The sequence below is a fragment of the Arthrobacter sp. SLBN-112 genome, assembly GCF_030944625.1.
In the GTDB taxonomy this organism is placed as follows: domain Bacteria; phylum Actinomycetota; class Actinomycetes; order Actinomycetales; family Micrococcaceae; genus Arthrobacter.
The window spans coordinates 4,096,006-4,113,427 of record NZ_JAUSXY010000001.1 but is presented as its reverse complement, the minus strand read 5'-3'; the positions used below and the strand labels follow the sequence as shown (position 1 = coordinate 4,113,427).

Annotated in this window: 18 protein-coding genes and 1 pseudogene; 8 read left to right on the top strand and 11 right to left on the bottom strand. The window is 64.6% G+C overall.

Annotation, left to right across the window (positions count from 1 at the left end; translation table 11 throughout):
* The first annotated feature begins 9 nt into the window (after positions 1 to 9).
* The 6 genes from QF050_RS19055 to QF050_RS19030 are packed head-to-tail and all read left to right on the top strand — an operon-like array spanning position 10 to position 5,785.
* Positions 10 to 927, top strand: coding sequence for an amino acid ABC transporter permease (locus QF050_RS19055; RefSeq protein ID WP_308931835.1), 918 nt, complete (start codon positions 10 to 12; stop codon positions 925 to 927).
* Entirely contained in the window at positions 924 to 1,691 is a 768-nt protein-coding gene (locus QF050_RS19050; RefSeq protein WP_308931834.1) for an amino acid ABC transporter ATP-binding protein, read from the top strand. Before QF050_RS19055 ends, QF050_RS19050 begins: the two co-directional genes overlap by 4 nt.
* 29 nt (positions 1,692 to 1,720) lie before the next feature.
* Positions 1,721 to 2,593, top strand: coding sequence for an ABC transporter substrate-binding protein (locus QF050_RS19045; RefSeq protein ID WP_308931833.1), 873 nt, complete (start codon positions 1,721 to 1,723; stop codon positions 2,591 to 2,593).
* Positions 2,590 to 3,447, top strand: coding sequence for a polysaccharide deacetylase (locus tag QF050_RS19040; protein ID WP_308931832.1), 858 nt, complete (start codon positions 2,590 to 2,592; stop codon positions 3,445 to 3,447). Before QF050_RS19045 ends, QF050_RS19040 begins: the two co-directional genes overlap by 4 nt.
* Entirely contained in the window at positions 3,444 to 4,352 is a 909-nt protein-coding gene (locus tag QF050_RS19035; RefSeq protein ID WP_308931831.1) for a polysaccharide deacetylase, read from the top strand. Before QF050_RS19040 ends, QF050_RS19035 begins: the two co-directional genes overlap by 4 nt.
* A complete protein-coding gene (locus tag QF050_RS19030; protein WP_308931830.1) occupies positions 4,349 to 5,785 on the top strand; it encodes an MmgE/PrpD family protein in 1,437 nt (478 codons plus the stop codon). Before QF050_RS19035 ends, QF050_RS19030 begins: the two co-directional genes overlap by 4 nt.
* On the opposite strand, the gene QF050_RS19025 is transcribed toward QF050_RS19030, so the two are convergent.
* Together QF050_RS19025 and QF050_RS19020 are read right to left on the bottom strand one after the other, a co-directional pair.
* Positions 5,778 to 6,269: a MarR family winged helix-turn-helix transcriptional regulator gene (locus QF050_RS19025; protein ID WP_308931829.1), complete on the bottom strand. Its 492-nt coding sequence runs from the start codon at positions 6,267 to 6,269 to the stop codon at positions 5,778 to 5,780. The two genes, QF050_RS19030 and QF050_RS19025, sit on opposite strands and share 8 nt — an antisense overlap.
* Entirely contained in the window at positions 6,269 to 6,685 is a 417-nt protein-coding gene (locus QF050_RS19020) for an SRPBCC family protein (RefSeq protein ID WP_308931828.1), read from the bottom strand. The genes QF050_RS19025 and QF050_RS19020 overlap by 1 nt, the downstream gene beginning before the upstream one ends.
* Positions 6,686 to 7,012: 327 nt before the next feature.
* Between QF050_RS19020 and QF050_RS19015 the strand changes: the two genes are divergently transcribed.
* Positions 7,013 to 8,113 (top strand): class I SAM-dependent methyltransferase, encoded by a 1,101-nt coding sequence (locus QF050_RS19015; RefSeq protein WP_308931827.1) that lies wholly within the window; start codon positions 7,013 to 7,015, stop codon positions 8,111 to 8,113.
* 48 nt (positions 8,114 to 8,161) lie between these two features.
* On the opposite strand, the gene QF050_RS19010 is transcribed toward QF050_RS19015, so the two are convergent.
* The 8 genes and pseudogenes from QF050_RS19010 to QF050_RS18975 all read right to left on the bottom strand — a co-directional run.
* Entirely contained in the window at positions 8,162 to 9,328 is a 1,167-nt protein-coding gene (locus QF050_RS19010) for an HD domain-containing phosphohydrolase (protein ID WP_308931826.1), read from the bottom strand.
* A complete protein-coding gene (locus QF050_RS19005) occupies positions 9,325 to 9,726 on the bottom strand; it encodes a hypothetical protein (protein ID WP_308931825.1) in 402 nt (133 codons plus the stop codon). The genes QF050_RS19010 and QF050_RS19005 overlap by 4 nt, the downstream gene beginning before the upstream one ends.
* Positions 9,727 to 9,783: 57 nt before the next feature.
* Positions 9,784 to 10,539 carry a hypothetical protein gene (locus tag QF050_RS19000; protein ID WP_308931824.1) on the bottom strand — a complete coding sequence of 252 codons (756 nt, stop codon included), beginning with the start codon at positions 10,537 to 10,539 and terminating at the stop codon, positions 9,784 to 9,786.
* Between the two features lie 83 nt (positions 10,540 to 10,622).
* Complete coding sequence (locus tag QF050_RS18995) at positions 10,623 to 11,372, bottom strand: NAD(P)H-binding protein (RefSeq protein ID WP_308931823.1); 750 nt, start codon at positions 11,370 to 11,372, stop codon at positions 10,623 to 10,625.
* A gap of 293 nt (positions 11,373 to 11,665) precedes the next feature.
* On the bottom strand, positions 11,666 to 12,244 hold the full coding sequence (locus tag QF050_RS18990) for an Ltp family lipoprotein (RefSeq protein WP_308931822.1): 579 nt from the start codon (positions 12,242 to 12,244) through the stop codon (positions 11,666 to 11,668).
* Positions 12,245 to 12,651: 407 nt separating this feature from the next.
* On the bottom strand, positions 12,652 to 14,313 hold the full coding sequence (locus QF050_RS18985) for a thiamine pyrophosphate-binding protein (protein ID WP_308931821.1): 1,662 nt from the start codon (positions 14,311 to 14,313) through the stop codon (positions 12,652 to 12,654).
* Between the two features lie 333 nt (positions 14,314 to 14,646).
* Complete coding sequence (locus QF050_RS18980; protein ID WP_308931820.1) at positions 14,647 to 15,141, bottom strand: hypothetical protein; 495 nt, start codon at positions 15,139 to 15,141, stop codon at positions 14,647 to 14,649.
* A gap of 140 nt (positions 15,142 to 15,281) precedes the next feature.
* Positions 15,282 to 15,509: pseudogene (locus QF050_RS18975) on the bottom strand (Lrp/AsnC ligand binding domain-containing protein); the annotation flags it as partial.
* Positions 15,510 to 16,017: 508 nt separating this feature from the next.
* Between QF050_RS18975 and QF050_RS18970 the strand changes: the two are divergent.
* On the top strand, positions 16,018 to 16,425 hold the full coding sequence (locus tag QF050_RS18970) for a hypothetical protein (RefSeq protein ID WP_308931819.1): 408 nt from the start codon (positions 16,018 to 16,020) through the stop codon (positions 16,423 to 16,425).
* 405 nt (positions 16,426 to 16,830) lie between these two features.
* On the opposite strand, the gene QF050_RS18965 is transcribed toward QF050_RS18970, so the two are convergent.
* Complete coding sequence (locus tag QF050_RS18965; protein ID WP_308931818.1) at positions 16,831 to 17,334, bottom strand: Lrp/AsnC family transcriptional regulator; 504 nt, start codon at positions 17,332 to 17,334, stop codon at positions 16,831 to 16,833.
* Between the last annotated feature and the right edge of the window lie 88 nt (positions 17,335 to 17,422).

Sequence of the window (17,422 nt, the reverse complement as noted above, 5' to 3'; positions counted from 1 at the left end):
GAAAACGCCATGAAGACTCAACCAGCGCCCAGCATCGCAGGCACTGAATCGGTCGATCTGAAAATCGTCCCGCGCCGGCACATAGGGAGGTGGATTGGCGCCACGGCCGTGGTGCTGCTCCTGGTCTGGCTGGCCGTCTCCTTTTCCCGGGCAAAGATCAGCTGGCCCACGGTCCAGGAATACCTGACTGTCCCCGTGTTGATCCAAGGCATCGGAGTGGCCCTGATCCTCACGGCAGTCGCCATGGCGATCGGCCTGGTCCTCGGCGTTGTCACAGCGGTGATGCGCCTGTCGAAGAACCCGGTGGTCTCGGGCGTCGCGTGGCTCTACATCTGGGTCTTCCGCGGCACCCCGGTGTACCTGCAGCTCCTGATGTGGTTCAACCTGGCCCTCATTTTCCCGGTGATCGGCATCCCCGGGCTCTATTCCGGCCGCATGATCGACATCCTGACTCCCTTCGTCGCGGCATCCATCGGCCTGGGGCTGAACCAGGGCGCCTACACGTCCGAGGTGGTCCGGGGCGGAATTCTTTCCGTGGATGAGGGCCAGACGGAGGCCGCCCAGGCGGTCGGCATGACCCGGCTGCAGGCCATGCGGCGGATCGTCCTGCCGCAGGCCATGAGGGTCATTATCCCGCCGGTGGGCAACGAGGTCATCGGCATGCTGAAGACCACCTCCTTGGCTTCCGCGATCGGCGTGAGCGAGATCCTTTCCGAGGCCCAGCACATCTACTACGTCAACAACCGGATCATGGAACTCCTGATCGTCTGCGCGGTCTGGTACCTGGGCGCGGTGTCCATCCTGAGCATCGGGCAGTTCTACCTGGAACGGTTCTTCGCCAAGGGCTCCTCAAGCCGCCAACTGCCCATGACGCCCATCCAGAGGTTGTCGAGCATTTTCGGTACCAACAGGAAGGCACGCTCATGACCACCAACGTTCTGGTCCGCGCCGAAAACGTCCACAAGAGCTTTGGCCTCAACGAGGTCCTCAAAGGCATCAACCTCGAGGTCAACAGCGGCGAGGTGGTTTGCCTGCTCGGTGCCTCAGGCTCCGGCAAGAGCACGTTTCTGCGCTGCATCAACCATCTGGAAACGCTGTCCAACGGACGCATCTGGGTGGGGGAGAAGGTGGTGGGTTACCGGCAGGACGGCAACCGCCTCTTTGAACTCTCCGACAAGGAAGCCGCCCGCCAGCGCCGTTCCATCGGCATGGTGTTCCAGCGGTTCAATCTCTTCCCCCACATGACCGTGCTGGAAAACATCATCGAAGGCCCGGTCCTCGTCAACAAGGTCAAACCGGCCGAGGCCAAACGGCACGCGTCCGAACTGCTTGCCCGGGTGGGCCTGGAAGGACGCGAAGGGTCCTATCCCAGGCAACTCTCCGGCGGCCAGCAGCAGCGCGTGGCGATCGCCAGGGCCCTGGCCATGAAACCCGAGCTGATCCTCTTCGACGAACCGACATCGGCACTGGACCCCGAACTGGTGGGCGAAGTACTGGACGTCATGAAAGACCTCGCAAAATCCGGCCTCACCATGATCGTTGTGACCCACGAGATTGGTTTCGCCAAGGAAGTGGCTGACCGTGTGGCGTTCATGCACGGCGGCGAAATCGTTGAACTCGGCCCCCCGGCCGAGGTCCTTGGCAACCCGCAGCACGAGCGGACCAAGGCATTCCTCTCCCGCGTCTTCTAAACATCACCCCAACCCCTTTGGAGCCACCCATGAAGAAGTTCACCAATGCCGCCCGCATCGCGGCCATCACCGCAGTTGCAGCGTTTGGCCTCACCGGCTGCGTCGGCGGCGCCGAGACCACCGCCGACACGAGCACCGGCACCACCGGCTTGCCCCAGGCCATCAAGGACGCAGGGAAGATCAGAATCGGTTTGTCACCGGACTTTCCGCCGATGGAATTCCGCGACTCAGACAAGAACCTGGCCGGCGTGGACATCGAGCTGCAGCAAAAGCTTGGCGAGGCGCTCGGGGTGCAGGTCGAAGTTGTGGAATCGCCCTTTGACCAGCTGATCAACTCCGTCCAGACCGGCCGCGTGGACCTGGTCATGTCCGGCATCTCGGACACCGTGGAACGGCAGAAGACGGTCGATTTCGTGGACTACTTCAAGTCCCAGGGGCGCCTCTACACCTCAGGCACCCGGGCGGCGGAGTTCAAGCAGGAGAGCGATCTCTGCGGCAAGACCCTCGCCGTCAGCGGCAAGACCGATTACTTCGAGCAGGTGAAAACCTTGAGCAAGACCATCTGCACTGACAAGGGGCTTCCGGAACTGAGCATCCTGCCCACGGACTCCGGCGCGGCCGCTCGGCTCCAGATTGACCAGGGCCGCGTGGACCTGGCTGCCCAGGGCGCAGAAAACCTCGCCTACTTCGACAAGACCGATCCCGGAAAGTACGCCGCCGTGCTCGATCCGCTGCCGGCCAAGCCCTTCGGCATCCTGATGCAGAAGGACAACACCCAACTGGCCAACGCGGTCAAGGACGCTCTCACCAAGGTCACGGACAGCGGCGACTACCAGAAGATCCTGGACAAGTGGGGCATTGGCTACGGTGCCATGAAGCCCGAGATCAACGGAGTTAAGTGAACCAGCAGTCCATGGGGGCAGGGGCGGCGGTGCTGTGGCCGGAAGGCAAGCGCAGCGCCGTCGCCCTGGCCTTCGATCTTGACGGGCCCACGGGCGATGCCATGCTGAAAGGCACCATCTGGACCCGGCCGGAGTACTTCAGCCAGGGTGCCTACGGACCGTGGCGGGCCCTGGACCGCCTCCTCCGGCTCCTGGAAACCCATCACGTCCCGGCAACCTTCTTTGCGCCCGCCTGGGTGGTCGAAACATGGCCCGACCAGTGCCGGCGGATCGTGGAGCACGGCCACGAAGTGGCACACCACGGCTATAAACACGAGAAGTACTGGGACCTCAGTACTGATGAACAGCGGCAGGTGATCGAGACCAGCCAGCGGATCTTCCAGGACGTCCTGGGCGCCACTGCCTTCGGCTTCCGGACGCCGTCCGGTGACTGGCGTCCCGAGACCCCGGCCCTGCTCGCGGAAATGGGCTTCCTCTACTCAAGCTCCATGCGCGGCGATGACCGGCCGTACTTCCACGCCGGCGGGAAGCTCATCGAGATCCCGGCCAGGTCTGACATGGACGACTACGCCTCCCTGGCCTACACCACCAACCCGGACTGGCCCTCCGGCGGGGACCGGATTGCCGGCTACGAACCCACCCTGGACAACTGGATCAGGGAGTTTGACGGCTATCACGCTGAGGGTCTGTGCCTCTCCACGATCTTCCATCCCAAGGTGGTGGGAAAGCCCGGCCGGGCAGCGCTCCTGGACCGTTGGATCCAGCACATGAAGGATGCCGACGGCGTGTGGTTCGGCACCTGTGGCGAGATCGCCACCTGGTGGCGGCAGAACCACGGAATGGAGCCAGCATGACATTCACGCAGGAACCGCCGGCGGGCCGCTGGCCCGGTGCGACCCGGTGCGCCTTTTTGGTCACCGTGGGTTTCGAAGCGGAACTGTCGGTGCTCGCGGCGGGGCCTGACGCCGTCGACCGCGCCAAAAGCCTGTCCGTTGGCCAGTACGGCGGCACCCGCGGCGTGGACCGCCTCCTGGCGGAACTCGGACGCACCGGCACCACCGCGAGCTGGTTCATTCCCGGGGCCAACCTCGGCACCTACCCGCGCCAGGTTGAAGCGGTTGCGGCGGCCGGGCATGAAGTTGCCAACATGGGCTGGGCACTGGAGGACATGGGGCTGCAGCCCCTGCCGGAGCAACTGGACAGCATCGGCCGCGGCCAGGACGCTTTTGAAGCGCTGCTGGGCGTGAGGCCGCAGGGCTTCCGGGCAGGTTGCGGATCATTTGCCCACGGGCTGCCCGGCGAGTTGCTGGACCTGGGGTTCACCTGGTCCTCCTCGTGGCACGGCGACGACCTGCCCCATTTCCATGCCGGCCGCGCTGCAGGACTGGTGGAGGTGCCCCGGCACCACGAACTCGACGACTTTCCCTACTTCGTCTTCAACCTGGACCCGCCCATACCCAAGGGCAGTCCGCGGATCGCCTCCAGCCGGGAGGTGCTGCGCAACTGGATCCTGGAATTCGAGGCCTACCGCGCCGAAGGACGCTGCTTCGTCCTGACGCTCCATCCGGAAATCATCGCCACCCCCGGGCGGATCGGGATGCTCCGGGAGTTCATGGACCACGTCCACGCGTACGGCGACGTCTGGCACGCCACCGGCGGGGAAGTGGCCCGATGGTGGCGGGAAACCGCCGCACCCAACAGCCCGGCCCACCCGGCAGAAATCTTCCACTCCCTCACACGTGAAGGCACCCCAGCATGAATCCAGAGCGGACAGCATCAGAACGCATAGCGGACTTCGTCACGGCACTGTCTCCGGAGGACATTCCTCCTGGGGTCCTGCACCGGGCAAAACTCCATCTGCTGGACACCTTGGGCGCAGGCATCGCAGGTGCGGCGTCGCGGGAGGTCCACCTCAGCAGGTCAGCGCTCGCCGCAGCGCACGGAACCCCGTCGCCTGGAACGGGCTCGCCGGTGTGGGGCACGCCCGCCGAGCTGCCGCCGCTGGCGGCCGCCTTCGTCAACGGCGTGGCGTGCCACGCCTTTGAGCTGGATGACTCCGGCGGGTGCGACCACTCCGGGGCCGTGGTGGTTCCGGCCGCACTCGCTGCGCTGGCTGTCCGGGCCGGCGGTTCCGCGGGCGGAGCGGACGACGGCGGCACGGGAGTTGACGGCGGAAGGCTCCTTCACGCCGTCGTCAGCGGGTATGAGGTGGGCCGCCGGGTCCAGGACGCCCTGGGCGGCTACGCTTCGGTCAACAACCAAGGCTGGCACTCCACGGGGGTGACCGGCACGTTCGCGGCCGTCGTAGCGGCGGGCGTGGTCCTGGGGCTGGACGCGCCGCAGCTGGTTTCCGCCATCGGCCTGGCAGGTTCGTTCACCGGCGGCACCTGGTCCTTCATCGGGGACGGGGCCATGTCCAAACGCATGCACGTGGGGCGCGCTGCCGAAGCCGGCTTGAACAGTGCGCTGCTGGCCAGGGCCGGGTTCACCGGGCCCCGGGATGTGTTCTCCGCTCCGTGGGGCAGCTTCCTGAAGCTCTACGGCCAGCCGGGCGATGTCCAGGAGTCGCGGCTCTTTGACACCCTGGGGGAGGACTGGCAGGTCCTGCGGGCGTCGATCAAGCCGTACGCCACGTGCCGGAGCACGCACTCGGCCATTGACGCGATCCTGGACCTGCGTGCCCGGGGGCTCACCGCGGACTCGACCCAGAAGATCACGGTGAGGACCAGCGCCCTCATTGCGGACATGTGCGGCACCGCCGATGTCCGGTCCCTCGTTTCAACCCAGCTGAGCATGCAGTTCGCCCTCGCGGCCGCGCTGACACACGGCAAGGTCGGGCTGGACCAGGTGGCGGAACAGGGCCGGAACGATCCGCAGCTGAGGGAGCTCATGGGCCGCGTCCGTGTGGAGGTGGACCCGGAGCAGCACGGCGGATCGGCCGAACCGTTCCTCACCGTGCAGACGGATGCGGATTCGTTCGGGGTGCAGGCCGTCAAGGCAAAGGGCGCCGCAACCAACCGGCTCAGCGACCGTGAAACCATCGGCAAGTTCGAGGGACTGGCCGGCACGAGGCTGCCTCCCGAACGGGTCAGCGCTGTGAGCCGGATGGTGCTGGGGTTGGAGTCCGTGGACGACGCCGGGCCGCTCCTGGGCATGCTCGCCGCGGATTCGGAGCCCGCCCTCCTTACGTAACCTTTCGCGCCGGGGCAGATCGCTTGCGGTTGCCGCCAGTCGTTGTTGGCGGCGCGGTAACGTCGGGATGGGCCAAGCGGCGGAGCAGGGATAATGCATCGTCCACGGGCACAGGCTCGAAGAAATTGGCGTCAGCGAGTTCGACGGCGGCGATGGCCAGCGGCGCCAGCTCGGCTCCTGCATCGGTGACGCGCAGCCGTTTGGCCCGGGTGTCCGCGGGATCGACTTCCCGTTCGATGAGTCCTTTGGCCTCGAGGGCGCGCAGGACCTGGGAGGCCATCTTGACGTCGGTGCCGGCCTGGCGTGCCAGGGCCAGCTGGTTCGGGTGCTCACCCTGGCCGTTCAGCCACCACGCGCAGGCGAGCAGCACGAATTGCACGTGGGTGAGATCGAGCGGCGCGAGTGCTGCGGCGATGTCCCGCTGCCAGCGCAGCGTGGCGTGCCAGAGCAGGAATCCGGGGCTCTCGCCGGGGTCGAGCGGCATCAGCTGCCCGCCGTCTTGACCAGCGCAGCCATGGTCTCGGGCCAGTCGGCGGTGATGCCGGGCCCAATCTGGGGTCCGGCCTCGTCGGCGCCGTCGCCGGTGATCTCCATCCTGTACACCACGCGGATCCGGCCCTGGCCGATCGGGTCGATGCGGTGGGTGGTACGAAGCAGCAGGTCACCGAAGCGGGCCTCGTCCACGAAGCGTTCGTTTTCGACGGCCTCGGCGATGACCAGGGGAATCGGATCGTCACCCGGGGGTGTCATCAGGATCTGCGTGCCTGCCGCGAAGGGGCCGTTGATCTCGATTTTCTCGATCTCCCCGTTCCAGGCGCCCCAGTTCTCGACGTCGGACCAGAGCCGCCAGATTGCTTCGGGCGCGGCGGTAGTTTCGATGCTGTTCTCGTATGCCCACATGATGGCCTCCCGCGTAGATGATCTATATAAAGATTATCTACGCACAGACTATTTCTTGTCCAGAGGGAATCCGCGGCACTCCTGTACCCTGACATGTAGGTTCAAGGGCTTCAGCGCCCCATCGACCAACCCCGGGTTTGCTGCCGGATGACGGTCTGGAATCCTGGCCCGTCGCCTTGGACGTCGTCGAACCGCCGCTGCAATCGTCCGTATCCGGTTGCCCCCAATATTTTGGAATGGATCTTCATCCGTACTGGCACCCCAGCTCCCGCGGGAATCCCGCCCTCTGACCCAAAACCTTCGCGCGCAGCTGATGTGCCTGAGTACGTGAACTGGATTGAGGCCGGCGCCAGCGTGACCGCGCGGTGGCGTTCGGCGAACGGCAGGCCGGCGCCGGCACGCGTCGAAGTGGTCTCCGACTCCCTCACGGCCGACGATGCGTACCGCATGGCATCACAAGGGATCGCGATGCTCTGGCACGGAGACTTCCACAACGCGCGGCAGATCCTCAACGCCATGGACCGTCGGACAGGCGCCGGAAAGAAGACCGCAGGAACTCCTGCCGAGAAGTTCTACCGGCACCGGCAGTCCGCCTCGCACCGCGCACGCATTCTGGGCCTGCTGCTGATTCCCCTTGACCCGGGCCCGGTGGTGCCGCTGCGCCGCGCACCGGATATCAGGGAGGCCGCCGCGGAAGCGTACGGAGACATCGGCGAAGCGTCCGTTGTGTCCCTGCACGAGCTTGTGGGGGCCATCGGCGCCCACCAGTGGCGGCGGAATGGGGTCTACGTCGATGCCCTGCAGGGCCGCATCCACCCGCACTACGGCACGTTCTTCCCCACCCGAAGCGAGTATGTGGATCTCGTGGCCGCCGCTGCACTGCCTTCTGACACGCTTGCGTTCGACGTCGGAACAGGCACCGGCGTGCTCGCCGCCGTCCTCGCGCGCCGGGGCGTCCACCGCGTGATCGCCACGGACAACGAATCGCGCGCAATCGCCTGCGCCGCGGAGAATTTCCGGAACCTCGGTGTCCAGGACCGCGCCGAGGCCGTCCTGACCGACATGTTCCCGCCCGGACGGGCACCGCTGATCGTGTGCAACCCGCCCTGGATTCCGGCCACGCCGCATTCCAGCCTGGACAGCGCCGTCTACGATCCCGGGAGCAGGATGCTGTTCCGGTTCCTGAACGAACTCCCCGGCCATCTGGAGCCGGGCGGTGAGGGCTGGCTTGTCCTTTCCGACCTTGCCGAGCATCTCGGCCTGCGGTCGCGCGAGGACCTGCTGGCCGCCATCACAGCGGCCGGGCTGAAGGTGACGGAACGGCTCGACACCACGCCAACGCATCCGAAGGCCTCGGACCGTGATGATCCCCTGTTCGCGGCGCGCTCGGCCGAGGTCACGTCGCTGTGGCGGCTTGTCAGCCAATAGTCCCAAGAGATATGCCCCAGCGGGCGGGGACAGCCAGGGACGGGACCGCTAGTTGGGCGCGGTCCCGTGCTCGATCAGGCCGTTCCTTACCGCGAACAATGTGGCACCCACCCGGTTGGTTGCACCGATCTTGGTGTAGATGTGCTCCACGTGATTGCGGACGGTCTTGCGCGCGAGAAACAGGCTGGCGGCGATCTCGGCCGGAGGCATTCCGCGGCACAGCATGCAGAGGATTTCCACTTCCCTGCGGGTGAGCCCGGCGGGAGGGGCAGGCCGTCGGTGGGGCTGCTGGCCGGCCGCTGTGAGCACGGCGTCGGCAGCTTCGCGGCTGATCCGGCCGGCCGAAACTTCACGCCGCAGCCGGGCAGCGGCATCTGCCGGCGGAAGCGCGGCCCGGTGCGGGCGCGGCTCGAGTGAGGCCTGGTAGGAGTCCGCGGCCGCCAGGATGCGCTGCTTGATCCCCAGCTCCGTTCCGCCAATCCCGCGTGGGTAGCCTGACCCGTCCAGCCGCTCATGGTGCAGGCCGGTCAGGGCCGCCTCGCCCTTCAGCCCGGGAACACGGCTGAGGATCCGTTCTCCCAGGTACGGATGCATGTGGATACGTTCCAGATCCGCCTGGGAGAGGGGCTCCTTTTTGTCCCACACCTGGTTGGACACCCCCAAACGGCCCAGGTCGTGCACCCATCCTGCACGGCGCAGCTCCCTGACATCGTCCGCGGCCAGCCCGTGCTCCCCGCCGGCAACGGCTGCGAGGGCCGCCACGCCGCGGGAGTGTCCGGCCGTGTAGGGAGACTTGAGGTCTGCGAAGTCGCCGATGGCGCGCAGCACCGTGTCCAGCTGGCTGCCGGACAGCGGAGCGTCAGTGGGTGCCAGGTCAAGGGCCGCCTGCCAGCAGTCGACGTCGAGGAGCCCTGCGGTGAGTGCCTGGGCCTGGTCGATGAACAGGCCGGCCAGGGCCGGATCGAACTGGCTGCCGCGGCGGGCCCGCACCATGGCCACCGCGCCGGCCACTCCCTCCTGGCGGAGGAACACTTCGGCAGTGTCCGCCAGGTGCATGATCCGCATTTCCAGCGGGATGTCCGGCCCCGCTACTCCCTCCGGCAGGCCCTTGCCGTCCCAGCGCTCAAAGGTGTGGGCCAGCAGTCCTGCCACGCCGCCGTCGAGCCCTACATTGCTGGCCAGCGCACCGGCGGAGATGCAGTGCGAGGCGATCATGGTCCGCACCGCGGTGCTGCCGGTCGCCGCGAACCGGGTCCAGTTGGCCGCGCGCGGGCCAGCGGCGGCAGGCCCGCGCCGGCGTGGCTGAACATGCCGGCGTACATGGACAGGCCCCGCTGGTCGCGGTTGTAGTAGTCGGCACGGAACGCGATGTCGTCCGTGAACAGCGCCGCCAGTTCGAAGGAGTCCGCGTGGCAGCCGATCCAGGCCACCTGGTTGGCATAGTAGAGCCTGCCCTGGCCGGCGGTGTCTACGCCCGCGGCACCGGCGATCCGCAGCGCCAGCAGGCAGGACCGCAGCATGTGCTCCATGGGCTGGCCCAGGCCCAGATCGATGGCGAGGGAGAGCGCGGCCAGCACTTCACTGCGGCGGGGTCCAGCCGGCGGCTGCTTCACAGTTGCCATTCTAGGAAGCCGGAGCCGCGGGCAGTAGGGACCGCGCGTCGTCGGCCGTTATGCCGCCTGGTTCTTCCTGGTCCGTGCCTGGACAGTTCCTGGTCCCGCAGGATGGGCGGTGGACGGGAACCGGACGCCCACCTGCGCTCCGAACAGTCCACGTTGCGGAAGCCAGAAGTCCGCCAGGTGATCCTGGACAGGCAGTGCACCCGGGACTCCCGCGTCCTCGCCGCCGACGGAGGCCTGGGAATCCGTGACGAGCCATAGCTGCCGCGGCTGGGCCTGGAACGTCTGGCCGTTGGGCACCACACCCGAAACTTTCATCCGGCCAGCGCCGAGCAGTGGACCGGCGAATGCTCCCATGGCCCGCAGCACCAGCTCGTTCCGCCACAGGCTTTCCGGCATCCGCACCGCCATGGCGGTCAGCATCCTCGTGGCCGCGGATGTGCCCAGGTCCAGGCGCCAGTCCACGAAGCCCGGAACCGTGATCACGGCGGTAAACGGCCCGCTCCACCGGACGTCGACGTCGGTCTCCACCGTATGGTGGAAGGCTGCCCCGAAGTAGCGGGCGCAGCTGAACTCGGGCGCGACGTTGGCGTAGAGGGTCCACTCGCCGCCGGGCGTGCGGTGCCAGACGGAGCGGTAGCCGGGGCCCACGGAGCTCACCGGAAAGTCCCGGAACGCCAGGAAGTGGCCGCTGGTAAAGGGCAGCCCCAGGACGGCGTAGCCGGCGAAGTGCTCGGCAGGGTCTTCGGGAAGTTCGGCAAGTTTTGGTGTTGCCTGTGCTGATGACTGCGGCTGGTAGATGGTCATGGCCGCCTCCTTTTCTCTACGACCCGAGCCTATGACCGGGCCGCAGCAAGGGCATGGGGCAACTGCCCCATTTAGCGTTGGCTTTACGCGGCGCCGATGGCGTCGAGCCACTCCTGGAACGTCTGGCGTCCGACGGCGGAACCCGGCGCCGGGATCAGCCCGCCTTTGCGCATTGCCTTGCCCATGGGGCCGGGCACCCGGAGCGGAACGATCAGTTTTTTCTGCCGCGTCTTGGCCAGATAGGCCGTGACCAGCCCTTTCAGCTGTTCGGTCCGCGGGCCGCCAAGGTCCGGGATGCGTCCCTTTGGACCGGCCTCGGCCGCGTCCACCAAGGCAGCCGCCACCTCCTTCGCCGCCACCGGCTGGGTGAGCATCGTGGGCACGAAGACCAGCGGGCCCACTGAGGCGGCTTTGATGGACATCGGCACGAACTCGTGGAACTGGGTGGACCGGAGGATGGTCCAGGGAATGCCGCCGTGCTTGACTTCGTCCTCTTGCACCAGCTTCCCGGCGTACAGTCCTGAATTGGCTTTATCGATGCCCACAATGGACAGCGCCACGTGGTGCGTCACGCCGGCCTTTTTCTCGGCCGCCAGCAGGTTCTGGGTGGCGTTGGTGAAGAAATCAACGGCTCTCTTGGTGGACAGGACCTGGATGCCGGAGACGTCGATGACGGTTTCGACACCCTGGAGAGCCTGGTCGAGGCCGCGCCCGGTGACCAGGTCCACCCCATCGGTGCGGCTGAGGCTGACCACGTGGTGTCCGCGCTCCCTGGCGATGGCCACAACGTGGCGGCCCACTGTCCCGGTTCCCCCTGCAACGGCAATCCTCATGGAAGAAATCCTATGCGGGTTCTCCGACAAAAACTCTTGGCCCGCAAGTTTACCCGTCGGGAAGATGCCTGGCACGTTGGCACGCTCGGCGGAAGGAATCCAGCCCGGTTTGCGCTGGTGGTCGTGCGGCGGACCGGCGTAAGGATGGTTCATGGGGGGTTCTGCACCGGCGACGTGTAGAGCATCGGGCGGAAAACTGAGTGAATCTTGATCCATGGCTGATGCTTGGCGTCGTACCATGAGGGGCTTGAGGATTCGGCATGAAAAAGCCCCTCCGAAGAGGGGCCTTTTCCTTATCCCAGGTTCTGAACCGCGTAGTTGGCTTGCTCGGGGGTGAACTTCTCACCGTACTGGCTGACAAGCTGGTCATAAATGCCGGCAGGCGACATATTCATGTTCTTTTGGTAGCTCTTGGCCTTCGCCAGGGCGGCTACGTTGTAGTCCGCCTTGAGGTTGTCGACCGCATACTGGGCTGCCTCGGGCGAGAACTTCTCACCGTACTGTGAGGTCAGTTGGTCGTAGATCGCAGCTTTGCTCATGTGCATGTTGTCGAAGTAGGACGAGGCTTTGCCCAGGGCCGATTGGTATTCGGATGGAACCTTCGGTGCCGGAGGCGCTGGAGGTGGCGTCGGGGTAGCCGTCTTAGTCGGCGTCGGTGCCGGTGCGGAAGGAGCCGTGGGCGTGGTGGGGACTGACGCAACCGGAGTGGAGATTTCCGGTGCCGTGTTGGCAACCTGGTCCTTGCTGGACCCGTTCTTCGGCGAAACGATGATGATCAGGATGATGATGCCGACAAGCCACCACCGCTTTTTCTTGAACCAAGGACGCTTGGCTTTAGGAGCGTTTGGTGGTGGTGATACGACATTAGACATAGCTGTCCCCTATTTTGCTGAGTGGATTGAATTCCACCCTGTTGCTGGAGTGGAATTCCAACCAAATACTAGTCCGGCCGCTCACAGGAGACGCTCGTATTAGCCGCGTAGCAACCAAGGATTTCCTCAAGATTGACGCAGGTCGCTCGCGATGTGAAGCCAGAACCATAGAGTTAAAGGCATTCTCGTCCAACCAAAAGTTCATGACCTACCGCAAAGTCGCAATACCCCCTCACCTCTCGTCGCATTAGAGACTATTGACTGGCGCGGGGCGCAAAACCGTGAGTAGGGTGATTGTTTGGTATTGCGAGTCAGATCGCACACCTATTCGTTGTGCCCAGTAGTGGCCAATTTGTCGTGACGGCAGTGCCGGCTGGTGATGCATCGTTTACGCGTGATTCATTGGCTTAAGTGCTCGCCACAGCAGCCTTCGCTGCCCGGGTGGCGTTCATCCACTCGGTCAGCCATGGGGCCCGGACGCTCGAGGTGATCCGGCAGTCGGCCACGAACGTGCCCTTGGCGCCGGCGGAGATCCAGTCCTGCAGCGCGGACAGATCGTCCAGCGAGCGGATGACAGCCGACTCGGCCCCCAACGCCCGCGCAACGCCGCTGAAGTCCACCTCCGGGATCAGCATCGGCTTCTCGGTCAGGCCCTGCGAGCCGTACTGGTGGATCTCGGCCCCGTAGGCTGCGTCGTTGTAGATCACCACGATGGCGCTGCGGGCGGCACTGATCAGCGATTCGAGGTCGGACAGGCCCATCAGGAACCCGCCGTCGCCGGAGGCCAGCACCAGGGTGCGGCCGTCCTCCACCGCGCGGGCTGCCCCGACGGCACTCGCAAGCCCCAGCCCGATCGACTGGAACGCGGTCCCCACCATCACCAGGTCCTGCGGCCGCGGGATGTTCCAGTACATGGGCGCCCACCCGATGAAGTGCCCGCCGTCCTGGACCACCGTGCGGCGCTCCGGCAGTACGGCATTCAGCGCGGCGGCGAGGGCGCGCGGGTCCAGTCGGCTGTCATCGGTCACCTCGGAGCCAGCCTCATGTCCCGGTCCGGCAGCCAGACGCTTGGAAGCTTCGGCCCGCCAACCGGCCACTGCCGCCTCGACGTCCAGCAACGACAGCAAGCGCGAAGCAGCGGCCTTCGCATCAGCCTGAATAAACAGGTCCACCCGCGGGTTGGTCGGCTGCAGCGCGGTGTCGATCTGGATGACGGTGCTGTCCGGGCCCAGCAGGTGCCCGAATCGCATGGTGAACGGGCTCAAGCTGGCCCCGGCCACCAGGACCACGTCGGCCTCGTCCATAAGCCCGGCCGCGGTGTCGGTGCCGAAACCGCCGGCCACGCCCAGGTACCCCTCGCCATTGAGGAGGTTGAGCGCCAGGGCGGTTCCGGCGGTCAGTGCGCCGAGCCGGTCGGCGAGTTCGCGGAGTTCCGGGCCGGCGCCGGCGAGGTGCGCGCCGCGGCCGGCGAGGATCAGCGGCCGCCTGGCCCCGGCGAGCAGGCGGGCCACCTGCCCAAGGTCCGTGCCGCCGTCGTGCGTCATATCGGGTGCCGACGGCGCCGGAAGTTCCTGGTCATCAGCCTCGAGTGCCGCGAGGTCGTAGGGGATGGCCAGCACGACGGCGGTGCGCCGGGTGAGTGCGTACTCCACCGCCTGCCGGGTGATGGCGCCTGCGGCGTCGCGGGTGACGGTGAAGGTGGCCGCGCCGAGGCCGGCGGCGATGGCCGCCTGGTCCACGTCCCAGGGCCGGGCGCCGGTGGTGGGGGCGTCTCCGGTGACCAGCACGACGGGGATCTGCGCCTGGACCGCCTCGGCCAGGGCGGTGAGCGCGTTGGTATAGCCGGGGCCGTAGGTGGTGGTGCCCGCGGCGAGCCGTCCCGAGGCCCGGTAGTAGGCGTCGGCCGCGGCGATGGCGGCGCCCTCATGCCGGACGGGGGTGAAGAGAAGGCCCTGCTGCTCCGCGGCATCCAGGAAATAGACGTTGCCGTTGCCCATGACGCCGAAGACGTCGCTGACATAGCTGCTGAGAACCTGCGCCACGCGGCCGGAGACGGTGAGAGTAGTCATGCAGGCATCGTGTGGCCTGCATCTCACATTTGCAATAGCGCCGGATGCGACTGGGACTTTTGGCAGCAGGAGAGCGAGGAAGTGACAAAACGCCCAGCTACGCCAATAACGTAAAGTGGCAATCACTCTCTTAGTTGAGGTGCTTCAGTAGACCGGGCTCACCCGTCGACATCCTAAATGTGAATGCCAAATCGCTGAGGGGCCATCCGGTGGCGCCACATAGGTATGGCTGCTGATCTCACGAGCAGCAGCCATACCTTTGGAATCAGCGAAGCCGACCAATTTCGTGCAGTCGTATCCTACCTAGACAGCCACGGTCACATGCTCCGGGTATCAGTTCTTTTTGAGGTTTACCGTAGTGGTGGTTCCAAGTGCACTGACCTTATAGCTGATGCTGCCGCCTTCGTATTTGAATTCCTTTGTCGCGTCACTGGATGCGAGGAGGGCCGATTTGGTGGCGTCGACATCCCGTTGCGACGTCCAAGTGTAGGGTTCACTGGCGCTGGTGGGGCCGGCGAACGTTCCGACCCAGTAGATCGAGGTCGTATTGCCACCGTCGGAAACCCACTCGATGGTCATCTTGTCGGCGGTGACGCTTGCCTGCTGGTATGACTTCTCGCTGTTCGGGTTGCTCTGCTTCCAAGCGCCAGTCAGGTCGGGGACCTTCGGAGCCTCGTGCGTCGTCTTAGAGTCGGAAGCGCCGCCTGTGGTGCTTCCTGCTCCGCCGCACGCCGTCAAGGCAAGAACGGCAACGAGAGCAAGAGATGCAAAGGACTTTTTCAAGGATTCCCCCAAATAGAAATAGGTAATTGATGCATCGAGAATCATATGCCGGGAGACCGCCGGTGGACGCACGCAGAACCATGAGCGCGTGCCAAGAATCGAGACATTGCTGGTGCGGCAAAATTGCAAACATTCACAGCGCCTGTGGTTGGGTCCCTCATGGATCGGCATGTCACCGCGCCTAGGGCCGGGCGGGATTCCTGCTCCGACAGTCGGCTGATGAGGCCGTCGTAGCGGGGCGGCATGAGTTCCAGGATGGAGATGGCCGTGCTGGTCCGCTCGATCCCGTCGATTTCCAGGATCTCGTTGGTGATGCGGTAGAGGTCGGCCGTGCCGCGGGCCACCACCTTGGCCATGAGGTCGGCGTCCCCGGTGGTGGCGTGCACCTCGATGACCTCCGGGATCGCGGCCACCCTCCCTCCGGATCAGCCAGACGCGGACCGGATCCGTGCAGAACTGGCTCGCCAGCCTTTTCGAGGTTGCTAATCACGTCTAGGATTTCCACGCTGGTCCTCATTGATGCGTTGTCACTGGCCTGATGATCCTGGGTCAAGTTGGCCGGGGTGTTGCGTCTCAGTGCAGTCCACCCGGGAGACTTTTGGCCTGGCGGCGTCCGAGTGGTTCCCGACTTAAGGGCGACTTGTCTAAGGTCCAGGGTTTTGGTGGGTACCAGTCTATGAAGCTTGGCTTACTGCTTCGGTCCGCGTTCCTCGAAGGCTCTGTCGAAGAACGTGGCTGGGCGGCCCCTCTGCCGAGGACAAATCTGTCCAACTGCCCCGCGAGAGGAGCGTGAAGGCGCGACGCGGAATCAGAAGCCTATTGGATGAGGTTCCGATAAAGTGGAGTCGCAACGGGACGTTTTCCCGGACCTCATCTCCGTATTGGAGAAGAGCAATGAGATAGCATTATTTGGGGGTATGTGTGGTCTTCAGTAACGATGTCAAGACTGCCATTGAGGAATATGTGAATGTGCATATTGGCGATGAAAGCTGGCATGCTGACTATTTCAGTTTTGTATCTGACTCGACACTGGCGGCTCGATTGGGAGAAGAGTTCAATTCCGCGCGGTACATCTACAAGATGCTCGAAGGCGTTGGAGCCAATGATTGGCTTCAGCGAGCTCAGATACGAATTCAGGTACTGCAATACGCGTCGATATATGAAGCAGTTCTACATCACATTTTGTTCGAAGACCTCGCAACTGATCCTGCCGTAGTGGCGCTTACAGAGTTTCCGACCAACAAAAAGATCTCAATACCAGCGAGCAGTCAAGCTCAGCTCGAAAACACATCTAACTCACAATGGAAAAGCAATAATTCCGACATATGAAGAAGTAGGTAAGACGAGTAGTACCAAGGTTCGGTTTGACAAGAAGGCAAGCTGCGCATCCTCACTGGGTATTATATCGGAACCACTCAGGGATGATCTTATTGAAATATATGAAGCGCGTAATGCTATTCATATCCATGCCGAGATTCGCAAATCGCTTATTTATCAGATTGATCTATCAAAACGTGCCTATCGGCGAATGAAGCCATTTAAAGATCAGATCGAAGCATGGCGCACAAGCACATCTACCGTGTAGTGCAATTTACAGGGTAATTTACTCTGCTCCCTACAGCGCGCGCGACGCTAGTATCGACCTCGGCGCGAAGATCTGAACTTATAGCGAGGAGTATGGATGGTCTGTGCGCCTGAGGCATTACCCGCACCTCCTACGAAGCGCACCAGCAGTTAGCTAGAAGCGGAGGATTCCTCCTTTGACAGCCGGCTGATCAGGCCGTCGTAGCGGGGCGGCATGAGTTCCAGGATGGAGATGGCCGTGCTGGTCCGCTGAATGCCGTCGATCTCCAGGATCTGGTTGGTGATGCGGTAGAGGTCGGCCGTACCTCGTGCCACCACCTTGGCCATGAGGTCCGCGTCCCCGGTGGTGGCGTGCACCTCGATGACCTCCGGGATCGCGGCGAGCCCGTTCTCCACCGAGCCGGTCCGGGTCTGGCTGATCGAGAGCGAAAGGAAGGCCATGAGTTCGTAGCCCAGCGCGGCGGGGTCCAGCCTGCGGCTGAAGGACCGCAGCGCGCCGCTGCGCTCCAGCCGCGCCAGCCGGGCGTGGACGGTGTTGCGTGCGACGCCGAGTGTCCGGGAAAGTGCCAGGGCGCTGGCTTCGGGGTCCTTGTCCAGGGCGAGGATGATGCGGCCGTCGAGGGAATCGAGGGTGCGAGAGTTTGCGATGGTCATATTTTCACCAGAGGTACTAGAAGTTGAGCAGAAGTCCCAAGCACCGGAGCCTACCTTGCATTGTGGTCCGGGTCACTTCCATGATCGG